We start from the raw sequence: 18,611 nt of genomic DNA, 5'->3' as shown, positions 1-18,611 counted from the left end.
CAGATTTCACACGTCATTCTTTACCCTGTAGGAGTTTCTTTAAACCCTCTAGTTAAAAATTGCTTTTTGCGAGATTTTCAACTACTATTCAAATAGGAGTTATCGAACTTTTGGAAAGCGCGGGGTACAATCTCTTTTTCTGATAGATTAGCGGCTAAGGGGTGTTCACTTTGGAACAAAATCGGAAAAATCAAAGACGGCAAGAAAAAAAGAAACGCAGAAGAAAAATTTTAGTGTTTATTTTGTCTCTTGTTGTTTTTCTAGCAGGGCTTTTTCTCGTCGTCCGGCTTTTAACACCGAAAAACACAGATACAGCAGCGCAAGAAGCGAAATCAAATCAAAAAGCGCAACCTTCTGTTTCTCGTAAAAAAGAAAAGAAAAAAGCAGCAACAGAAACGAAAGAGATCGTGCAAAATGAAGCCTTAGATCAATACCTTACGGAGCTTCATTTCAGTGGAACGGCAGTTGTAGTTCGTGATGGGAAGATGGTTTTAAATAAGGGATACGGCTATCGAAATCGCGAAAAGCAAGAAAAAAATACGCCAGACACGGAGTTTTACATTGGTTCTTCACAAAAAGCATTAACGGCAACGGCCATTTTGCAATTGGTGGAAGAAGGAAAACTTTCACTTACAGATCCGGTTTCAAGGTATTTGACAGGATTTCCGAGCGGGATCACGATCAAAAATTTGCTGAACCATACAAGTGGATTAAAAGGGCACCTTGAGACGAATTCAAAAATCACTCCTAGAGAGCTAGTTCAAGATATTGAAGAGCGAGGAATAAAACGAGTTCCAGGGAAATGGGATTATCGCGATTCCAATTATACCGTTCTTGCTTATTTAGTTGAAAAACTGAGTGGGGAGAAGCTAGAAGACTATTATAAAAAGCACATTTTTAAACCAGCTAAAATGACACAAGTGGGTTTTTATGAGGACTTTGCAAAACAAAAAAATGCCTCCACAGGTTATTATTTAAAACAAGATGGCAGTTATAGCATCCCGAGCATGCCAGACTTATCTCAACTTTTTGGAGTAGGGAATGTTTACATGTCAGCGGGAGATATGTACCGATTTGACCAAGCGTTAATGAGCGGGAAATTATTATCACCTGAAAGCCTAGCAGAAATGTTTACGAAAGGAAGTAGTTCGGGTTACGGAATGGGTTTTTACGTAGATCCTGGAAGTTATAACAATCACGGGGTATTAAATGGTTGGAACGTATCGAATAGCATTAGTAAATCCGGAAAAACTTTCGTCATTTTATTTTCAAACATCCAAAATAATATTTCTTCCTTTGGGAAAGTGAATAATGAAGTATATAAAATTTTGAATCGAACAAATTAAAAAAACCTGTATCCGCGTATTTAGCGGATACAGGTTTTTGACTGTCTTATTTTTCTTCTTGTAAGTTTTCGGCTTCAACGACACGGAAGCCTTTGCGATCTAAGTGCCGTACAATTTCGTCTTTCTTCTCTTCTGTAACAGAAAGTGGAAGAGAGACAAGAATACGACGGATAAAATCTGAACTTTGATCATCGAGCGTAATCACACTTGCAATTGTCGTGTGTTTATCAATGATTTTTGTGATTTTCGTAAGAGCTCCAGGAACTTCGCCTGTCGCAATCGTTAAGACATAACTCGTTGTTTTTACATTCCAAGCTTCTTCTAAAAGCCCAAGTAACTGTCCATGTGTTAGAATCCCGTAAAAGTCGCCATTCTCTTTTAATACTGCGATGTAAGGCAGTTCTTTAATCGTAAAGAACACTTTGAAGAATGAGGAGTTGACGCTGATGTGCTTGCTTGCATTCTTGAGCAAAGAAGTTACAGGTTGGTCTAAACTTCCTCCGTTTGCTGCGTGGCGATAGATGTGCATCTTGTATATATTTCCCAAAAATTTGTCGCCAGATTTATCAAGAATAGGAACACAGCGATAACCAGATTCTTCAAGTAGATCGATCGCTTCTTTTAACGTTGCTGTTTCTGGAACCGTTGTTAGTTTGGTTTTTGGTATGCAAAGATTTTTAATCAACATATCAGTCACTCCTTCTCAATTTAACCTACCTCTTTCATTTTATCTCAAATGGTACAGTTAGTACAGTAAATTTTTACTAGCATCTTATTGACAATGAGATTCATTATCAATTAGAATGGAAGAGGAAAATGAAAGTGAAGAAATACGAGCTTGAAAAGGAGAAGTGAAATGAAACGACTGGTACTTTTTATCATATTTTTACTCCTTGCTATCGTCTCTCTTTTTGTAGGCATAGAAAAGCTTCCAATACATATAAATACGTGGAGTAGTCACGAGCTCGATATTTTTCTTTTCAGTCGTTTTCCAAGACTAGTTAGCATTATCATTGCCGGTGCTGGAATTAGTATTTGCGGTATGATTATGCAAAGTTTGACACAAAACAAATTTGTTTCTCCAACGACTGCTGGAACCATGGATGCCGCAAGACTTGGAATACTTGTTTCTTTGTTGTTCTTTACCGGATCGTCACTTTTTGTCAAAATGAGTGTCGCCTTTTTGTTTGCACTGGCGGGAAGTCTTGTATTTATGAAGATTCTGGACTCGATTTCCATTCGCGATACCATCTTGATTCCACTTGTAGGGTTGATGTTCGGGAATATTCTCAGCTCCATCTCTACTTTCTTTGCCGTGAAATTTGATCTCGTACAAAATATTTCTTCGTGGCTTTCAGGGGATTTCTCAATGATCATGAAGGGACGCTACGAGATTCTTTATCTTTCTATCCCACTATTTATCCTTGCCTACTTGTATGCTAATAAATTCACAGTGAGTGGAATGGGAGAATCTTTTGCGAGCAATTTAGGCCTTTCTTATCGCGCAGTTATGCGGATTGGACTGATAATCGTTTCTTTTATCACAGCAACCGTCGTGTTAACAGTGGGGATGATTCCTTTTCTCGGCTTGATCGTTCCAAACATTATTTCGATTTTAAAAGGCGATCATTTACAGAAAAATTTGATGGATACAGCACTATTTGGCGCTTCCTTTTTGCTCGTTTGCGACATGATTGGGCGCATTATTTTATACCCGTACGAAGTGTCGATTAGCTTAGTTGTAGGCATTATCGGCAGCGTCATCTTCCTCATTTTACTGTTTAGGAGGAAGAGCTATGCGTAAAAAAATGACCCTTTTAGTCGTCCTCGTGCTGATTTTTTCAGCCTGTTATTTATTTTTATTTATTGGCGGGAACCTAGAGTTTGCCTTAAAGCTTCGCGTAACGAAGTGGCTTGCCATCCTCCTAACAGGACTTGGAATTGCGATTTCAACCGTTATCTTCCAGACCATCACGGGAAACCGAATTTTGACACCCAGCATCATGGGGCTTGATTCCTTGTACATGTTGTTCCAAACCGCGCTACTCTTTTTAATGGGACAAAGCAAACTGCTTCACCTCGGAAGCGAAATCAATTTTGTGCTTTCTTGCGGGCTAATGGTGGTGTTTTCAATTGTTTTTTACTATCTCTTATTTAAGCGCAAAGGTACGAGCATTTACTTGTTGCTTCTTGTCGGTATCATTTGTGGCACTTTTTTCAGCAGTTTTTCTTCCTTTATGGAAATGCTGATTGACCCAAATGAGTTCCAAATCGTGCAAGACAAGAGCTTTGCTGGCTTCGGTAATGTCCATCAAAGCGTGCTCTTTTTAAGCGCTATCCTCATGCTTCTAGTCTTCCTTTATCTAGGCAAAATCAGCAAGTATCTGGATGTGCTCACGCTTGGAAAAGAAGAAGCGATGAATCTTGGTGTTTCTTATGAAAAAGTGGTGAAGCGCTTATTAATTGTGGTGGCCATCTTAACGAGTATCGCCACCGCGCTCGTCGGGCCCATCACGTTTCTTGGCTTGATCGTCTCGAATATCGCTTACCAGCTTTTTCCAACGTATAAGCACCGAATTTTGATCCCAGCTGCCGCGCTCATTTCCGTGTTGACGCTAACTTTTGGCCAAGTCCTTGCCGAACGACTTTTCCATTTCAACACGCCAATCAGTGTGATTATCAATTTGGCAGGCGGGATTTATTTTCTGTATTTACTTTTGAAAGGAAGGAAACTTGTATGAAAATTGAACACATCACAAAAACCTATCACGATAAAACGGTTTTAAACGATGTTTCCTTTGAAGTGAAGCCTCAATCGATCACCTCACTGATTGGCGCAAACGGAGCAGGAAAGAGCACACTTCTTTCCATCATGAGTAGACTCATTAAGCCAGATTCCGGTGCGGTTACGCTTTCGGGGCGCAAGCTTTCCGATTGGGACAACCAAGAACTGGCAAAACGCGTTTCGATTTTGAAACAATCCAATCACTTGACGGCGCGGCTAACGGTGCGAGATTTAGTGAGCTTTGGACGTTTCCCTTATTCCTCGGGACGCCTCACGAAAACAGACATTCAAAAAGTGGACGAAGCGATTCAGTACATGGAAATGGAAACAAAGCAAGATCAGTTTCTTGATGAACTGAGTGGCGGGCAAAAACAGCGCGCTTTTATTGCAATGGTGATCGCGCAAGATACCGATTATATTTTGCTTGATGAACCACTCAATAATTTGGATATGAAACATGCCGTTTCGATGATGCAAATTTTCAGACGTCTCGTGGATGAACTGGGGAAAACCGTTGTTCTCGTCTTGCATGACATCAATTTTGCTTCCTGTTATTCAGATCGAATCGTCGCGTTAAAAGATGGGGTGAAACTAGCAGAAGGAAAGACCGCAGAAATGATGGATGAAGCCGTTTTGCGAGAAGTCTTTGAAATGGATATTCCGATTACAGAGGTCGATGGAAATAAATTTGGACTATATTTTAATGTGAAAGATAGGATTTATTAAATAGGAGGCTTAAAATGAAAAAATTCACAACACTTTTTTTTATTAGTTTACTAGCACTTGTACTTACAGCTTGTGGAGGGAATTCAAGTTCAAGCGGGGAGAAAGCGAAAGCAAACTCTAAAGAAATTACGATTAAACATGAACTAGGCACGACGAAGCTTGCACAAGATCCTTCGAAAGTCACGGTATTTGATTTTGGTTCACTGGACACGATGGAAAAACTAGGATTGAGTAGTAAAGTCGTAGCGGTACCAAAGAAAAATATACCTTCTTACTTAAAAGCGTTTGACACGGATAAAGTGAGAGATGCGGGCGGATTGAAAGAACCCGATTTTGAGGCAATCAATGAAGCGGGAAGCGACTTAAATATCATTTCTGGGCGGCAAAGTGATGCTTACGATAAATTTAGTGAAATTGCTCCTACCATTTATTTAGGCCTTGATACTTCTGATTATTTAGCTTCTTTCCATGCGAATGTTGAAAAAATTGGGAAGATCTTCGGTAAAGAAAAGCAAGCACAAAAAGAATTAGCCAAAATTGACGCACAAATTGATAAGGTGAAAGCGGCAGCTCCGAAGGGGAAAAAAGGGCTGATTATTCTTGCTAATGACGGGAAAATCAGTGCTTATGGACCGGGCTCGCGTTTTGGCTTGATTCACGATGTTTTAGGCGTGGAACCGGTTGATACCTCGATCAAAGCTTCTACACATGGTCAAAGTATTTCAATGGAATATATTTCCGAGAAAAATCCTGATTATTTGTACGTGATTGACCGCGGGGCAGCGATTGGCGGAGAATCTTCTGCTAAGAAAACGGTGGAAAATGATTTAGTAAAAACAACAAATGCCTATAAAAATGGCAAAATCATTTATTTAAATCCTGAGTATTGGTATCTATCGGGAGGCGGACTTGAATCTGTCAAAGAAATGGTCAAAGAAGTTGGCGATAGTTTTTAAACAAAAAGAAGCAGCTGGACACGTGTTCAGCTGCTTCTTTTTTGACATATAAAAGCCTTTCCCAAGTGGAAAGACATTGCGGATTTTATGATTCCATGCTATACTAAAAAATACTGTTAGTGAATTTTAACACAAAAATAGACTTAATACAATTAAATTATACACGAAAAACAATCGTTTGTCAATATTTTTTTAGGAGGCTTTTTTATGAGCGAGGAAAAACAAGAACAAAAACGAATTGACTATACTATCGAGCAAATTAAAGCACAAGAAAAGCAAATCAAAGACTCGCTAGTTTCCGTTAAAAAAGAAGCCAGTGATATCCGTTCGAATTTCTGGGAAGACGTTCGAGTCAACTTGCTCGAGCCTGATGATGTATCCGAAACGAATATCAGTATTCGCCAGCAGGAACACTTTTTGCGTGAACGAGAACGAAACTATGAACATGCTGAAAAACAATTAAAAGTCTTCGATAAAATGAAAAACTCACCTTATTTTGCTCGGATTGATATTGCAGATGAAGAAACGGCGCGTGAAGAAATCTATATTGGGATTGGTTCGGCACTAGATGAAAACGATCAATTTTTAGTTTATGACTGGCGTGCGCCGATTTCAAGCGTCTATTATGACGGGGAAATGGGAGAAGCAAGTTACGATACGCCGCAAGGCAAGCTCACGGTGGATGTGCTTTTAAAGCGACAATTTTCGATCAAAAAAGGTAAACTACAATCAATGTTCGATACGAGCGCAGCGATTGGCGATGAAATGCTTCAAGAAGTGCTTGGTGCAGAATCCAATTTACAAATGAAGAATATTGTTGCGACTATCCAGCGTGAACAAAATCGAATCATTCGAGATACGAAAAGTGACCTTTTATTTGTTCAAGGTGCAGCAGGAAGCGGCAAAACTTCGGCTGTCTTACAGCGAATCGCTTATTTATTATACCGCTTCCGTGAGGGTCTCGATGAAAAGCAAATGATTATTTTTTCCCCAAACCGCTTATTTAACTATTATATTGGTAATGTTCTCCCAGAACTTGGCGAAAAAAATATGCTACAAACCACCTTTCAAGATTTTACGGCAGCGCGTCTCGAAAAACTTGAAATGGAAAGCTTATTTGAACAGTTTGAGGACAAGGCGAACGAATTGCGCAAGAATATCCTTGGGCTAAAAGAAGATACACAGCTTTTTGCTGCCATTTCTCGCTACCAAAAGCTTTTGCAAAAAGACGGCTTGCGTTTTAAAGACATTCGCTTTCGCGGGAAGACCGTGATTTCCAAGAACAAAGTGAAGGAAATCTTTTATCAAACTCGTTCTGATTACTCGCTCCCGGCGCGCCTTGAACTAACGCGAAAAGCTTTGCGTGAGGAACTATTTGTGTTTGCCAACGAGGAAGCCAAAAAAGACTGGGTAAAAGACGAAATTGAGCTTTTAAGTGAAGAATCCTATCAAAATCTTGTTCCGCTTGAACTTGAATTTGACAGTTTTGATGCTGAACAAGATTATTTGGCGCGAAAACTTGTCCGCCTTAAAATGAAAAAAGTCCATCAAGCGGTCAAAAAAAATCGATTTTTCCATATTCGTCAGCAATTTGTTCATTTCATGCAAACCGTTCCGAGGCTTTTAAAACTGGAAAAGTTTGGCATCCAGGAAAGCGAATGGAAGACCGAAATCAAACGGCTGGTTGATAGTTTAAATGCCAATAAACTTGCGCAAGAAGATGTGGTATTTTATCTTGATTTGCGAGATCGCGTAGTCGGTAAAGAAGCCAATCGTGCGATGAAATTTTTATTTATTGATGAAATCCAAGATTATTCACCCGCGCAAATTTATTATCTCAAAACTTTATTTCCAAGTAGTCGCTTCACCTTGCTTGGGGATTTGAATCAAGCTATTTTTAAAACCCAAGAAAAAGAACGAACGCTGCTTGAAGAAATCAAAGACTTGTTTGATTCTAAAAAAACAGAAGTGATTCGACTCAATAAAAGTTACCGTTCTACAGAGCAAATTACCAATTTTACAAAAGGCATCATTCAAGCAAAAGAAGAAATTGTTCCGTTTGCACGCGAAGGAAGTCTACCGAAGTTGATTGAAACAGAAGATTATGTTGAAATGATGGAACAAGTCTACGAAGAAGCCAACCGACTAGTAGAAAAATCGAATATGGTAGCCATCATTGGGAAAAACCAAGAAATTTGTGAGGCTGCTTATCTTTCACTTTACAAAAAAATGAAAGTTCGGCTCGTCCATTTTGAGCACCAAAAATTGCAAGAAGGCGTGATGATTATTCCGTCTTATTTAGCGAAAGGGCTTGAATTTGATAGTGTAATCGTGCTCGATGCTTCTAACGAGGCTTATAGGCTTGAAGAAGAACGCACTTTGCTTTATACGATTTGTTCACGCGCCATGCACGATTTGGTTGTGACTTCGAATGGAACTAAGTCGCGGCTATTTTCAGATATCCCAGAAGAACTTTATCAATTCGAAAAGATAAGCACACATAATTCTTCCCGAATTTCTCGCTAAAAATACCCTTACAGCTTATTTTGGCTAAGCTGTGAGGGTATTTGTGTATAAATTGTCACATTTTCTATAAAAATAACCATTAAATTTATCATGAGTAATAGAAGAACGAATTCGAATACGGCTATAATAAACATATAGAGAAAAGGAAAGCGAGGTTAACAAGATGAGCGAACAAAGAAGTTTTAGTTTAATGAAAACAGAGCCAGAATATGAAACAGAAATAAAGTTGGGAGACCAAATATTGTTTGAACGGGAACATATTCAGTATGTTGGAAGAGTGCTTGGTTTTTATACAAACTCCGTCTTGGTTGAAGTCGACGAAGAACCAATCAAATTTGGTGAAAGTCGAAGAACCGTCGTTAACTTTGCTAAACTAACTCTATTCAAAAAGGCACAGACGGCATAAGCAAATGGCTATCTTTTGGTACCCCAAAACTAAAAGATTGCCAAACCCTCCTAAGGAAAAAGGACTCAGCCCACACTGAGTTTTTTTCTTTTGCTAAATTTTCAAAAGGTTGCGTTTACATAAGCCGATTGATATCATAAAAGAGAGAAGGGAGCGATTTTTTTGAGCGGAAGAATTTATTTATATTTAACACGCCACGGTGAAACCATGTTTAACAAAATGGAACGGATCCAAGGTTGGTCCGATACGCCTTTAACTGAGCCGGGTAGAGAAGTAGCTAAGAGTCTTGGACGAGGCCTCGATTTGAAATTTGATGCCGTCTATACAAGCGACTTAAGACGAACCATAGAAACGGCTCGCCTTGTTTTACAAGAAAGTAAGCAAACACATCTCAAAGAAACGATGTTAAAAGATTTACGCGAGCTATGTTTTGGCGAATATGAAGGCTTACCGAGCGCCGATATGTTTGACGCCGTTTTAACTCACTTAGGCTATGAATCAGGAGAAAGAGGTATGGCGCAGACTAGTTTTGCTGAAATTATAGCAGGCGTTTGCGAACTGGATACAACAAATACCGCAGAAACTTGGGAAGCGATGGAAGCACGTGTCAAAAATGCCCTAGAAACCATCATTCAACGTGAAGAAAGCGAAGAAGAAAAACATATTTTGGTTGTAGCCCATGGTCTTACGATCAATACCGCTATTTCACTAATTGCCCCAGAAAAAGTAAATCCTCTGCTGGAAAACGCAAGTATGACTACACTGCTTTATGAAGATAACTCACTGACCGTTCAAACAGTTGGAGATACGAGTTACATATTAGCTGGGCAAAAATAAAAAAAGGCGCACGGCTTCGAAGCCGTGCGCCTTTTTTATTCCCATTTTAAGCCTGCATAAATTTGACACAGACAGGTTCAGGAACCTTGATATCCTTCTGAAGCAGCGTTAACCGTCCCGACGTTTTATCCACTTTAAATACCGTTACGTTTTGCGTATTTTCATTTGCTGCGAGTAAAAGCTCCCCATCTGGACTTAAATCAAAGTCACGAGGTCCATTCCCTTCCACAGAAACCGTTTCAAGCAGTGTCAATTTGCCGCTAGTTTCATCGATTGTAAACGAAACAATGGCATCCTGACCACGATTAGAAACGTAAAGGAAACGACCATCATTAGAAATATGAATCGCACTTCCCTTGTTTTCATCCGAAAAGTCTGCTGGAAGTGATGGAATAGACTGAATAATGGAAAGTTCTCCCGTTTTTTCATCGTAGCTAGCAACGAAAACCTCTGAAGTGAGTTCCGTCATGATATAAACCCATTTCGCATTGGGATGGAAAACAAGATTACGTGGACCGCTTCCTGGTGTGACAACAAGATCAGCGACTTGTACTAAATGACCATCTTTCGCACTATAAGTTGTCACATGATCGGTTCCAAGGTCACAAGTAACGACAAATTTTTGATCCGGCGTAAATCCAGCAAAGTGTGCATGTGGTTTTTCTTGTCGCTCATGTACGCTTTTTCCAGTATGCTTAATTTCAGAAAGCGGGGCAAGCAATTTTCCCTTTTCAGTTGGATAACTAAGAATCGTTCCAAGGTGATAATTGGCAGAAACAATAACGGCATTATCTTTTGAGCCATCAACGTAGCAGGGTGGGTTTCCTACTTTTACTTGAGTGCCAAGCAAAGAAAGTGAACCATCTGGATTAATTTCAAAAGCCGCAAGTCCCCCTTTATCTCCATCTTTAGCAACGGAATAAAGATATTTTTCATCGTCCGAGATCTTCAAATAAGTTGGGTTGTCCATTTTTCCAGCCAATTTATTTTCCAAAATCGCTCCTGTTTTTGTATCCACGACTAATCGGTAAATCCCTTCCGATTCTGCCTTGGTGTAAGTTCCAATGTAAGCAGTTGCAGTTTGTTTTGCCATCGCTTTCATTCCTCCTAATTTAAAAAGTTCTCGCTTATTCATTATAGCATAATTGAGAAATAGGATAGACTAATTTGCTACGCTTTTACTAGGAATAAGAGAAGAAGCTAGTTGCAAAACAAATAAAAAAGCCAACATCTAAGGATGGATGTTGGCTTTTTTATTTAAATAAGTCCTTGTGAAAGCATTGTATCGGCTACTTTTAAGAAGCCAGCGATATTCGCTCCCACTACAAGATTTCCTTCGTGACCGTATTCGCTTGCAAGCAAGCTAGCATTTTTATAGATGTTTTTCATGATGTCTTGCAAATGCTCATCCACTTCTGCAAAGCTCCAATTCATTCTACTGCTGTTTTGTGCCATTTCAAGTGCAGATACGCCCACTCCACCAGCATTTGCTGCCTTTGCTGGACCAAATAAAACATGATTTTCTAAGAAAACATCAATCGCTGCAAGTTCAGAGGGCATATTAGCACCTTCAGAGATGGCAATCACGCCATTAGCAACTAGTTCCTTTGCTTGTGCTTCATTAATTTCATTTTGAGTCGCACAAGGAAGCGCAATCTCGCAAGGAATCGACCAAATATCTCCATCTGGATGGAAATCAGCAGTTGGATGAGTCGTTAAGTATTCATGGATTCGCTTACGTTCGACTTCTTTTAATTGTTTCACAGTTTGTAAATCGATTCCTTCAGGATCATAAATGTAGCCACTTGAATCGCTGCACGCTACCACTTTCGCTCCAAATTCCATTGCTTTTTCCATCGCGTAAATCGCAACATTGCCAGATCCAGAAATAACCACGCGTTTTCCTTTAAAACTTTCGCCTTTAGCGGCAAGCATTTCTTGCGTGAAGTAAACAACGCCATATCCAGTCGCTTCTGTACGAGCTAAGCTTCCGCCATAAGTCAAGCCCTTTCCGGTAAGAGTGCCTGCATCGAAAGTACCGCGCATTCGTTTATATTGTCCGAATAAATAACCAATTTCGCGAGCGCCCACCCCGATATCGCCAGCAGGAACATCGGTGTTTGGGCCAATGTGTTTAGAAAGCTCTGTCATAAAACTTTGACAGAAACGCATGATTTCTCCATCAGATTTTTCTTTTGGATCGAAATCTGATCCGCCTTTCCCGCCACCGATAGGCAATCCTGTTAGTGAGTTTTTAAAGATTTGTTCGAAACCAAGGAATTTAATAATGCTACTGTTTACAGAAGGGTGGAACCTTAATCCCCCCTTATATGGGCCGATTGCGCTATTAAACTGAACTCGAAAACCGCGATTTACTTGAACGAATCCTGAGTCATCCATCCAAGGAACGCGAAAAGTAATCAATCGTTCAGGCTCAATTAATCTTTCTAAAATTCCGTTTTCTTCATAAGCAGGTTCGTTTTGAAGGGCTGGAACGATTGAATCTAAAAATTCTTTGACAGCTTGATGAAATTCTTGCTCACCTGGGTTGCGTGCTTGGACTTTTTCATAAATCCGAGCAACATAATCTTTTGCTGAAGCTGTTTTGACACTTGAAGTAGAGAAACGAGGTTGATTCATAATGATCGGCTCCTTTAATTTGGACTTCTGAACTAAGTTAAGATTAGCTTAGTTATAAGACTTTTATAATTACTAGTTTACCGTTTGAAAAAAATTCGTGCAAGTTTTGGTAAGGTAAATAAGAAAAAATCCTACACGGGGGGACGTGTAGGATAAAGGGAGTTATTGGAGTTGTGTTTTCCCAAGACAAGACAAAGGGATAATTTGGGAAACTTAACGAGTTAATGATTAACTTAAGAGTTATCTCGTCTGAGAAGAGACACAAAACAGTTCTTTTGGGTAAAGTAACTTTCTCCGATAGATTCAGTATATCCCAGTTATAGTAGATAATCCTGTTTCCTTTCTTACAATTTAAATAGCTAATGTTACAATTTTGTCACCATTTCATAGAAAAGACATTTTTTTAAACACTTTTGACAATAAAAAGAAGCCAAAGCTGTTTTTAGCTTTGGCTTTTTCGGGTCTAAGCAGTATTCTTTCTGCTCATGGAAAATCGGGGTCTATATAGGTGCGGAAAGGCTAGTCTTTTGTTGAGGGATTGCAACACCTATATAGATTACATTTATCATAACACTTCGAGAGGAAAAAGAAATAGTTTATCATAATTGTTCAAAAAGATGTAAAAAAACCTCTAAAAAAAGGTACATTGTATCAATTTTTGACTTTAATAAAATAAGTTTAAAGAAACGTTTAAAAAAATGGAGAGCGGGAAGAAGACAGATGTAAAAAATAGTAAAGGAGTGTTTGTTATGCAAAATCAAAGAGACTTGTATCCAGTGGATCGTGATTTTGATGGCTTTTTTGACGACTTCAGAAGGAATTTTTTCAAAGATTTCTACCCAAATCGCCGTGAAGCTAAACAATTGTCTCGCATCATGGATACAGACATTCATTTAAACGATGACGGAAGTTACACGGTGTTTATTGATATGCCGGGCTTCAAAAAGGAAGATATTAAGTTGAATTACGGTAATGGCTTACTTTCTATTTTTGCGGAACGGCATAAAGAAGCAAAAAAGAAAAAAGACAATCAAGTCATTAGCGAAGAGCGGACAAGCGGCGAGTATCATCGTTCTTATCCAATCGGGAACATTGATCCTAAAAAGATTAAAGCATCCCTTGAAGATGGAATTTTGCGGATTGACTTGCCTATCGTTAATGGCGAAAATAATGCGGACATCAAAATTAACTAAATGTACTACTGAATTTAAAAGCTTGCAGGAATTTTTCCTGCAAGCTTTTTTATATAATCTTTTTAATGAATTAGTTTATACTTTTATAAAATTAATGTATAATAAAAGAAACGAAAAGAAAGATGGAGGGATTTCTATGAAATATCAATTTCCGGAAAATTTTTGGTGGGGTAGTGCAGCATCAGGCCCACAAACTGAAGGCGCAGCGGATGTAGATGGTCGTAAGCCAAGCATTTGGGATCACTGGTATAAAATCGAACCAGGAAGATTTTTTAATGGTGTTGGACCTCAAAATACATCGAATTTTTATTATCAATATAAAGAAGACATTGCCTTAATGAAAGAAACAGGCCATAATTCTTTCCGGACTTCCATTCAGTGGTCACGCCTCATTCCAGATGGTATTGGTGAAGTAAATCCGAAAGCCGTCGAATTTTATAATCATGTAATTGACGAAATGCTTAAGCAAGGCATAGAACCATTTATGAACCTGTATCACTTTGATATGCCACTTTCGATGCAAGAAAAAGGGGGATTTGAATCCCGCGAAGTGATTGAGGCTTACGTTACATTTGCAGAAACGTGCTTTAAATTGTTTGGCGACCGCGTAAAATACTGGTTTACCTTTAACGAACCGATTGTCCCTGTTGAGGCGGGCTACTTGTACGATATGCACTATCCGAACGTAGTTGACTTTAAACGTGCTGCCCAAGTTGCATTTGGAACAACACTCGCTCATGCAAAAGCTGTGAAAACCTATCATGACTTGAACTTAGATGGCCAAATTGGCATTATTTTAAACTTAACGCCATCTTATCCAAGAAGTCAGAATCCGGCGGACTTACGTGCGGCGCATATCGCCGACTTGTTTTTCAATCGAAGCTTCCTTGATCCAGTAACGCGAGGCGAGTTTCCAAACGATCTTGTCGACATTCTTCGCGAACGTGATTTCCTTCCAAATTACGAACCAGAAGACTTGGAAATCATCAAACATAACACGGTCGATATTCTTGGTGTCAATTACTATCAACCGCGTCGTGTGAAAGCAAAAGAAACAATGCCACATCCGGACGCGCCATTCATGCCTGAGCACTTGTTTGACAACTATGAAATGCCGTTCCGCAAAATGAATCCGTATCGCGGCTGGGAAATCTATGAACAAGCGATTTACGATATTGCAATTAACTTGCGCGACAACTATGGCAACATTCCGTTCTTTATTTCTGAAAATGGCATGGGAGTTGAAGGCGAGGAGCGCTACCGGAATAGTGAAGGATTTATCGAGGACACCTACCGGATCGAGTTTATCGAATCTCATTTGAAATGGCTTCATAAGGCTATCTCAGAAGGCGCCAATTGTCATGGTTATCATTTGTGGACGTTTATGGATTGCTGGAGCTGGGCAAATGCCTATAAGAATCGCTATGGTTTTGTCGAAGTGAATTTAGATGAAAATTACAAGCGAACGGTGAAAGCTTCTGGGAAATGGTTTAAAACAATGACTTCACAAAATGGCTTTTAAGGCAGTTTTTGTTAGAATATGGTAAAATAAAGAAAGAATTTAAACGAATGAGGTGGCTAGCGTGGCGAGAAACCAAACCAAATATAGCTATATTGCCGATGAAGTAAGGAAGCGAGTCAAGGAACATATGTATCCACTCGATCGACCTATTCCAGACGAAATGACGCTTTCAGAAGAATTTGGCTGCAGTCGAATGACGATGAAAAAAGCGCTTGAAGTTTTAGTTTTGGAAGGGCTTCTTTACAGGAAACGGGGACATGGCACTTTCATCATTAAGTCCGCGCTGGATGCAGATGAACTGCAAATTCATAATCAAGAAGTGAACGGTTTTACGAAGCTTTTGAAAGGGCAAAAAGTCGAAACGAAAGTCATTCACTTTGAAGTGGTCTTTCCGGATGCAGTCGTGGCTGAGCGACTCAATATTGAAAAGGAAGCTCCTGTTTATGACATTTTACGAGTACGTGGCATTGATTCAGAACCTTACGTTCTCGAACACACCTATATGCCTGTCAATGTGATTCCGGGCATTACGAAGCAAGTGCTTGATGATTCGATTTACTCATACATTGAAGAAGAACTTGGTCAAAAAATTGCCAGCTCTTATAAACAAATTCGTGCAGATAAACCGGGTGAGCTTGATCAAGAGTATTTGAATTGTGATACGGATGAACCCGTCATGGAAGTGGAACAAACGGTTTACTTAAATAATGGGGTTGCCTTTGAATATTCAAGATCGAGGCACCGCTACGACAAATTTGTATTCACGACAGTAAATATTGCCAAACGATAAAAAAAGAAGGAAATCTCCTCTGGGGGATTTCCTTCTTTTTAATTTATCATGTCGATTAAAACTTGGCTTTATGTTCTCGAAAGCGACGAATACTGTGATTAAAGATTTCTGAAAGCATGAGTCCAGCTGCAATAGCTCCGGCTACGATCGTAACTTGAACCGAAAAACCGATCGCTTCTGTATAATCACCGAGAACAAAGTTTCGTACCGCTTGATAGGCTAGACCACCAGGAACAAGTGGCACAATCCCTGGAACATTGAAAATCGTAATCGGCATGCGTTTATATTTAGCAAATAAATGGCTAGAAACAGCGACGATAAAAGCACCAGCCAGTGTAGCCATAGAAGTCCCGCCGCCAAGTTCCTTTATTGTCCAGAAGAAAATCCAACCAAACGTCCCAGTGAGACCGCAAGCATTTAAAGCTCGCTTAGGAACATTTGTGATGACTGCGAAGGTGACGGTGGCGATATAACTAAAAACAAGTTGAATGAAAACAGTCCAAATAAGTATCACACTAAAACCTCCTTATGCAAAAAAGCGAAATACAACGGCGATGCCAATTCCGATCGCCCCAGCGGTGAGCAAGGCTTCCATTCCGCGCGCCATTCCGCCGAGCAAGTGACCTGCAAGTAAGTCCCGGACCGCATTTGTGATTGGAACACCAGGAACAAGCGACATGACACTGCCGATGATAATTTTATCAAGATTGATACCGAGATGACTGTCAACCGCAATGACAGCTAATAATCCGATAACAAAAGAGGACAAGAATTCCGCTAAAAACTTAATTTTAAGCCATTCGGCAGTATAGTAATAAATCATAAAGCCAATCGTCCCAATTAGACACGTGCTGATGAAATCAAACCAAGATCCGCCGAAAATAATCATTAAAGCACCACTCACAAGACCAGCTGCAATAATTTGCCACCAGACAGGAAAAAAACGCGTGTCCTTTTCTAACTGAGCGAGACTAGAATGCAGTTCTTCAAGTGTAATATTACGTGATGAAAATTCACGAGAAAGGTCGTTAACAAGAGATACTTTTTCTAAATTGATGGTCCGTGTTGGAATGGTTTCTAGTTGCAAGTTACGCTCACCTTCAATAGACATGAAAATACCTGTTGGCGTGGCGAAGCTGATACCTTTTTTACTTGTTGCCGTGTCAGCAATCCGGTTCATCGTATCTTCAACACGATAGATTTCAGCGCCGCTTTCCATCATGATTTTACCGGCCATGAGACACGTTTCAAGTAAATAGTCTTTTTCTTTTTTCAAAAAAGAGACCTCCTTTGCTAAAATGATGCTGTACTTAATCCTACATCAGGATAGAAATAATTTCTAGTATCTAGAGAAGTTTGTTAAAATAAAGAAAATAATATAGAAAGAGGGTTTTTAAATCATGGCGTCGATTGATTATGAAATTGTTGAACGACTTGGCGTATTATCTACCAATGCACGTGGCTGGAGCAAGGAACTCAATCGGATTAGTTGGAATGGGAGAGACCCTAAGTTAGATATTCGCGATTGGTCAGAAGATCATGAGAAAATGGGTAAAGGCATTACACTGACTGACGAAGAAGCTGAACAACTGAAAAAACTGCTCTAATGGCATGAGTTTGAAGCATAAATGACCGCCAACAAGGCGGTCATTTTTATACATCAAGTTCTAAAAATAAAACTTTTAAATAATTTCCCTCTGGAAAGCTTTGAAGTGTCGCAAAATCTGTCGGTAACTGAAAAGTTTCACGAATTTTATAGCTACGTTTTGTTCCCTTAAAAGCTTCCTTCACTTGCTGAGCAAATTTCGTAAGGGAAAAGCCTGCATAATTAGTGGAAGCAACAATTACACCATTCAGTGCGGTGATTTCAATCAAATCACGCAACAATTCTGGATAATCTTTGGACGCTCGAAATGTTATTTTTTTAGTGCGAGCAAAACTAGGAGGATCAGAAATAACAAGGTCAAATTGCAACCCTTTTCGTTTTGCATATTTAAAATAATGGAAAACATCTTCTACGACAATCGCTTGCGAAGCGGGATCCATGCCATTCACTTCTAACTGCTCCGTTGTTTTTGCGAGACTACGCTTAGCAACATCTACACTAGTTGTGTGTGCGGCTCCTCCGTAAAGTGCTGCGACCGAAAAAGCGCCTGTATAAGAAAAAGTGTTTAAGACGCGTTTAGAGAGTGCATATTCATCCATGATTCGTTTTCGCACTTCTCGTTGGTCGAGAAAAATCCCTGTCATCCAGCCGTCATTCAGATATGTGGCATAAGTGATCCCATTTTCTTTAATAAGAAGTGGGGCAGGGGCTTCTTTTCCCCAAATAAAATCGCTCGTTTCTTCAGAGGTTTCAAAGCGTTTTTTTTCATAAATTCCTTTTACAAATGAAAGAGTAGATAGCACCTTTAAAAAAGCTTTTTTATAACGATAAATCCCGAGACTGTACCACTGAATGAGCAAAAAACCGTCATAATAATCAACAGTGATGCCCCCAAGACCGTCGCCTTCTCCGTTAAATAGACGAAAGGCCGTTGTTAACTCATCATCAAAAAGCGACTTCCGCAGCGTAAGTGCTTGATTCATCACACGCTGGAAAAAGGAACCGTCGAGTTTACCTTCGCGCTCCGCGCTAAAAATCCAGCCCAACCCTTTATTTTGTTTCCCGTAATATCCTTTTGCGATAAACTTCCCATCAGGGGAGGAGACATCGACCAAATCGCCTTCTTTCAGGCCTTCTGGTAGAGACTGAATCCACTCTGGTGCAAGAAGTGGATAACCATTTTGATATTTAGAAAGATATTGCTTTTTTATCTTGATCTTTGGCGCCTTCAAAAAATCACTCCGTAAAAAAATAGCTTCCTACATAGCAGGAAGCTAT

18 protein-coding genes are annotated in these 18,611 nt (G+C 39.6%); 12 read left to right on the top strand and 6 right to left on the bottom strand.

Translation table 11 applies throughout. From position 1 onward, the window contains the following. Positions 1 to 161 precede the first annotated feature (161 nt). Positions 162 to 1,346 carry a serine hydrolase domain-containing protein gene (locus UR08_RS06690; protein WP_115752899.1) on the top strand — a complete coding sequence of 395 codons (1,185 nt, stop codon included), beginning with the start codon at positions 162 to 164 and terminating at the stop codon, positions 1,344 to 1,346. A 46-nt stretch (positions 1,347 to 1,392) separates the two neighbouring features. Here the strand turns inward: UR08_RS06690 and cbpA are convergent, their stop codons facing one another. Beyond that, complete coding sequence (gene cbpA / locus UR08_RS06685; protein ID WP_115752898.1) at positions 1,393 to 2,034, bottom strand: cyclic di-AMP binding protein CbpA; 642 nt, start codon at positions 2,032 to 2,034, stop codon at positions 1,393 to 1,395. 168 nt (positions 2,035 to 2,202) lie between these two features. Here cbpA and UR08_RS06680 point away from each other — a divergent pair, with 168 nt between their 5' ends. The 7 genes from UR08_RS06680 to UR08_RS06650 all read left to right on the top strand — a co-directional run bounded on the left by UR08_RS06680 (position 2,203) and on the right by UR08_RS06650 (position 9,582). Further along, positions 2,203 to 3,150 carry an ABC transporter permease gene (locus UR08_RS06680; protein WP_115752897.1) on the top strand — a complete coding sequence of 316 codons (948 nt, stop codon included), beginning with the start codon at positions 2,203 to 2,205 and terminating at the stop codon, positions 3,148 to 3,150. Next, positions 3,143 to 4,087 (top strand): iron chelate uptake ABC transporter family permease subunit, encoded by a 945-nt coding sequence (locus UR08_RS06675; RefSeq protein ID WP_115752896.1) that lies wholly within the window; start codon positions 3,143 to 3,145, stop codon positions 4,085 to 4,087. The genes UR08_RS06680 and UR08_RS06675 overlap by 8 nt, the downstream gene beginning before the upstream one ends. Beyond that, positions 4,084 to 4,857 carry an iron ABC transporter ATP-binding protein gene (locus UR08_RS06670; RefSeq protein ID WP_115752895.1) on the top strand — a complete coding sequence of 258 codons (774 nt, stop codon included), beginning with the start codon at positions 4,084 to 4,086 and terminating at the stop codon, positions 4,855 to 4,857. The genes UR08_RS06675 and UR08_RS06670 overlap by 4 nt, the downstream gene beginning before the upstream one ends. 14 nt (positions 4,858 to 4,871) lie before the next feature. Next, positions 4,872 to 5,813 (top strand): siderophore ABC transporter substrate-binding protein, encoded by a 942-nt coding sequence (locus UR08_RS06665; protein ID WP_115752894.1) that lies wholly within the window; start codon positions 4,872 to 4,874, stop codon positions 5,811 to 5,813. Positions 5,814 to 6,020: 207 nt separating this feature from the next. Beyond that, positions 6,021 to 8,339 carry an RNA polymerase recycling motor HelD gene (gene helD, locus UR08_RS06660; RefSeq protein ID WP_115752893.1) on the top strand — a complete coding sequence of 773 codons (2,319 nt, stop codon included), beginning with the start codon at positions 6,021 to 6,023 and terminating at the stop codon, positions 8,337 to 8,339. Positions 8,340 to 8,502: 163 nt separating this feature from the next. Then, complete coding sequence (locus tag UR08_RS06655) at positions 8,503 to 8,745, top strand: DUF2187 domain-containing protein (RefSeq protein ID WP_115752892.1); 243 nt, start codon at positions 8,503 to 8,505, stop codon at positions 8,743 to 8,745. A 162-nt stretch (positions 8,746 to 8,907) separates the two neighbouring features. Continuing rightward, complete coding sequence (locus tag UR08_RS06650; protein ID WP_115752891.1) at positions 8,908 to 9,582, top strand: histidine phosphatase family protein; 675 nt, start codon at positions 8,908 to 8,910, stop codon at positions 9,580 to 9,582. A gap of 46 nt (positions 9,583 to 9,628) precedes the next feature. Here UR08_RS06650 and UR08_RS06645 read toward each other — a convergent pair whose 3' ends face one another. Together UR08_RS06645 and gdhA are read right to left on the bottom strand one after the other, a co-directional pair. Beyond that, on the bottom strand, positions 9,629 to 10,675 hold the full coding sequence (locus tag UR08_RS06645) for a lactonase family protein (protein ID WP_115752890.1): 1,047 nt from the start codon (positions 10,673 to 10,675) through the stop codon (positions 9,629 to 9,631). A 164-nt stretch (positions 10,676 to 10,839) separates the two neighbouring features. Further along, a complete protein-coding gene (gene gdhA / locus UR08_RS06640; RefSeq protein WP_115752889.1) occupies positions 10,840 to 12,222 on the bottom strand; it encodes an NADP-specific glutamate dehydrogenase in 1,383 nt (460 codons plus the stop codon). 749 nt (positions 12,223 to 12,971) lie between these two features. Between gdhA and UR08_RS06635 the strand changes: the two genes are divergently transcribed. The 3 genes from UR08_RS06635 to UR08_RS06625 all read left to right on the top strand — a co-directional run bounded on the left by UR08_RS06635 (position 12,972) and on the right by UR08_RS06625 (position 15,727). Next, the gene (locus UR08_RS06635; RefSeq protein ID WP_165849956.1) at positions 12,972 to 13,415 is read left to right on the top strand and encodes an Hsp20 family protein; all 444 of its coding nucleotides are present in this window, start codon (positions 12,972 to 12,974) and stop codon (positions 13,413 to 13,415) included. Between the two features lie 136 nt (positions 13,416 to 13,551). Further along, complete coding sequence (locus UR08_RS06630) at positions 13,552 to 14,937, top strand: glycoside hydrolase family 1 protein (RefSeq protein WP_115752887.1); 1,386 nt, start codon at positions 13,552 to 13,554, stop codon at positions 14,935 to 14,937. 61 nt (positions 14,938 to 14,998) lie between these two features. Beyond that, entirely contained in the window at positions 14,999 to 15,727 is a 729-nt protein-coding gene (locus UR08_RS06625) for a GntR family transcriptional regulator (RefSeq protein WP_115752886.1), read from the top strand. Between the two features lie 55 nt (positions 15,728 to 15,782). Here UR08_RS06625 and UR08_RS06620 read toward each other — a convergent pair whose 3' ends face one another. Both UR08_RS06620 and UR08_RS06615 read right to left on the bottom strand, forming a co-directional pair. Beyond that, positions 15,783 to 16,241, bottom strand: coding sequence for a threonine/serine exporter family protein (locus UR08_RS06620; protein WP_115752885.1), 459 nt, complete (start codon positions 16,239 to 16,241; stop codon positions 15,783 to 15,785). A 12-nt stretch (positions 16,242 to 16,253) separates the two neighbouring features. Then, positions 16,254 to 16,964 (bottom strand): threonine/serine exporter family protein, encoded by a 711-nt coding sequence (locus UR08_RS06615; protein WP_115753740.1) that lies wholly within the window; start codon positions 16,962 to 16,964, stop codon positions 16,254 to 16,256. Positions 16,965 to 17,127: 163 nt separating this feature from the next. Here UR08_RS06615 and UR08_RS06610 point away from each other — a divergent pair, with 163 nt between their 5' ends. Then, complete coding sequence (locus UR08_RS06610) at positions 17,128 to 17,334, top strand: YdbC family protein (RefSeq protein WP_115752884.1); 207 nt, start codon at positions 17,128 to 17,130, stop codon at positions 17,332 to 17,334. 46 nt (positions 17,335 to 17,380) lie between these two features. Here UR08_RS06610 and UR08_RS06605 read toward each other — a convergent pair whose 3' ends face one another. Then, complete coding sequence (locus tag UR08_RS06605; protein ID WP_115752883.1) at positions 17,381 to 18,565, bottom strand: class I SAM-dependent rRNA methyltransferase; 1,185 nt, start codon at positions 18,563 to 18,565, stop codon at positions 17,381 to 17,383. Positions 18,566 to 18,611 lie beyond the last annotated feature (46 nt).

Source organism: Listeria kieliensis (genome assembly GCF_003369925.1).
Classification (GTDB): Bacteria; Bacillota; Bacilli; order Lactobacillales; family Listeriaceae; genus Listeria; species Listeria kieliensis_A.
The sequence above is the reverse complement of the archived record's forward strand: the minus strand, read 5'-3'. Positions and strand labels throughout refer to the sequence as shown.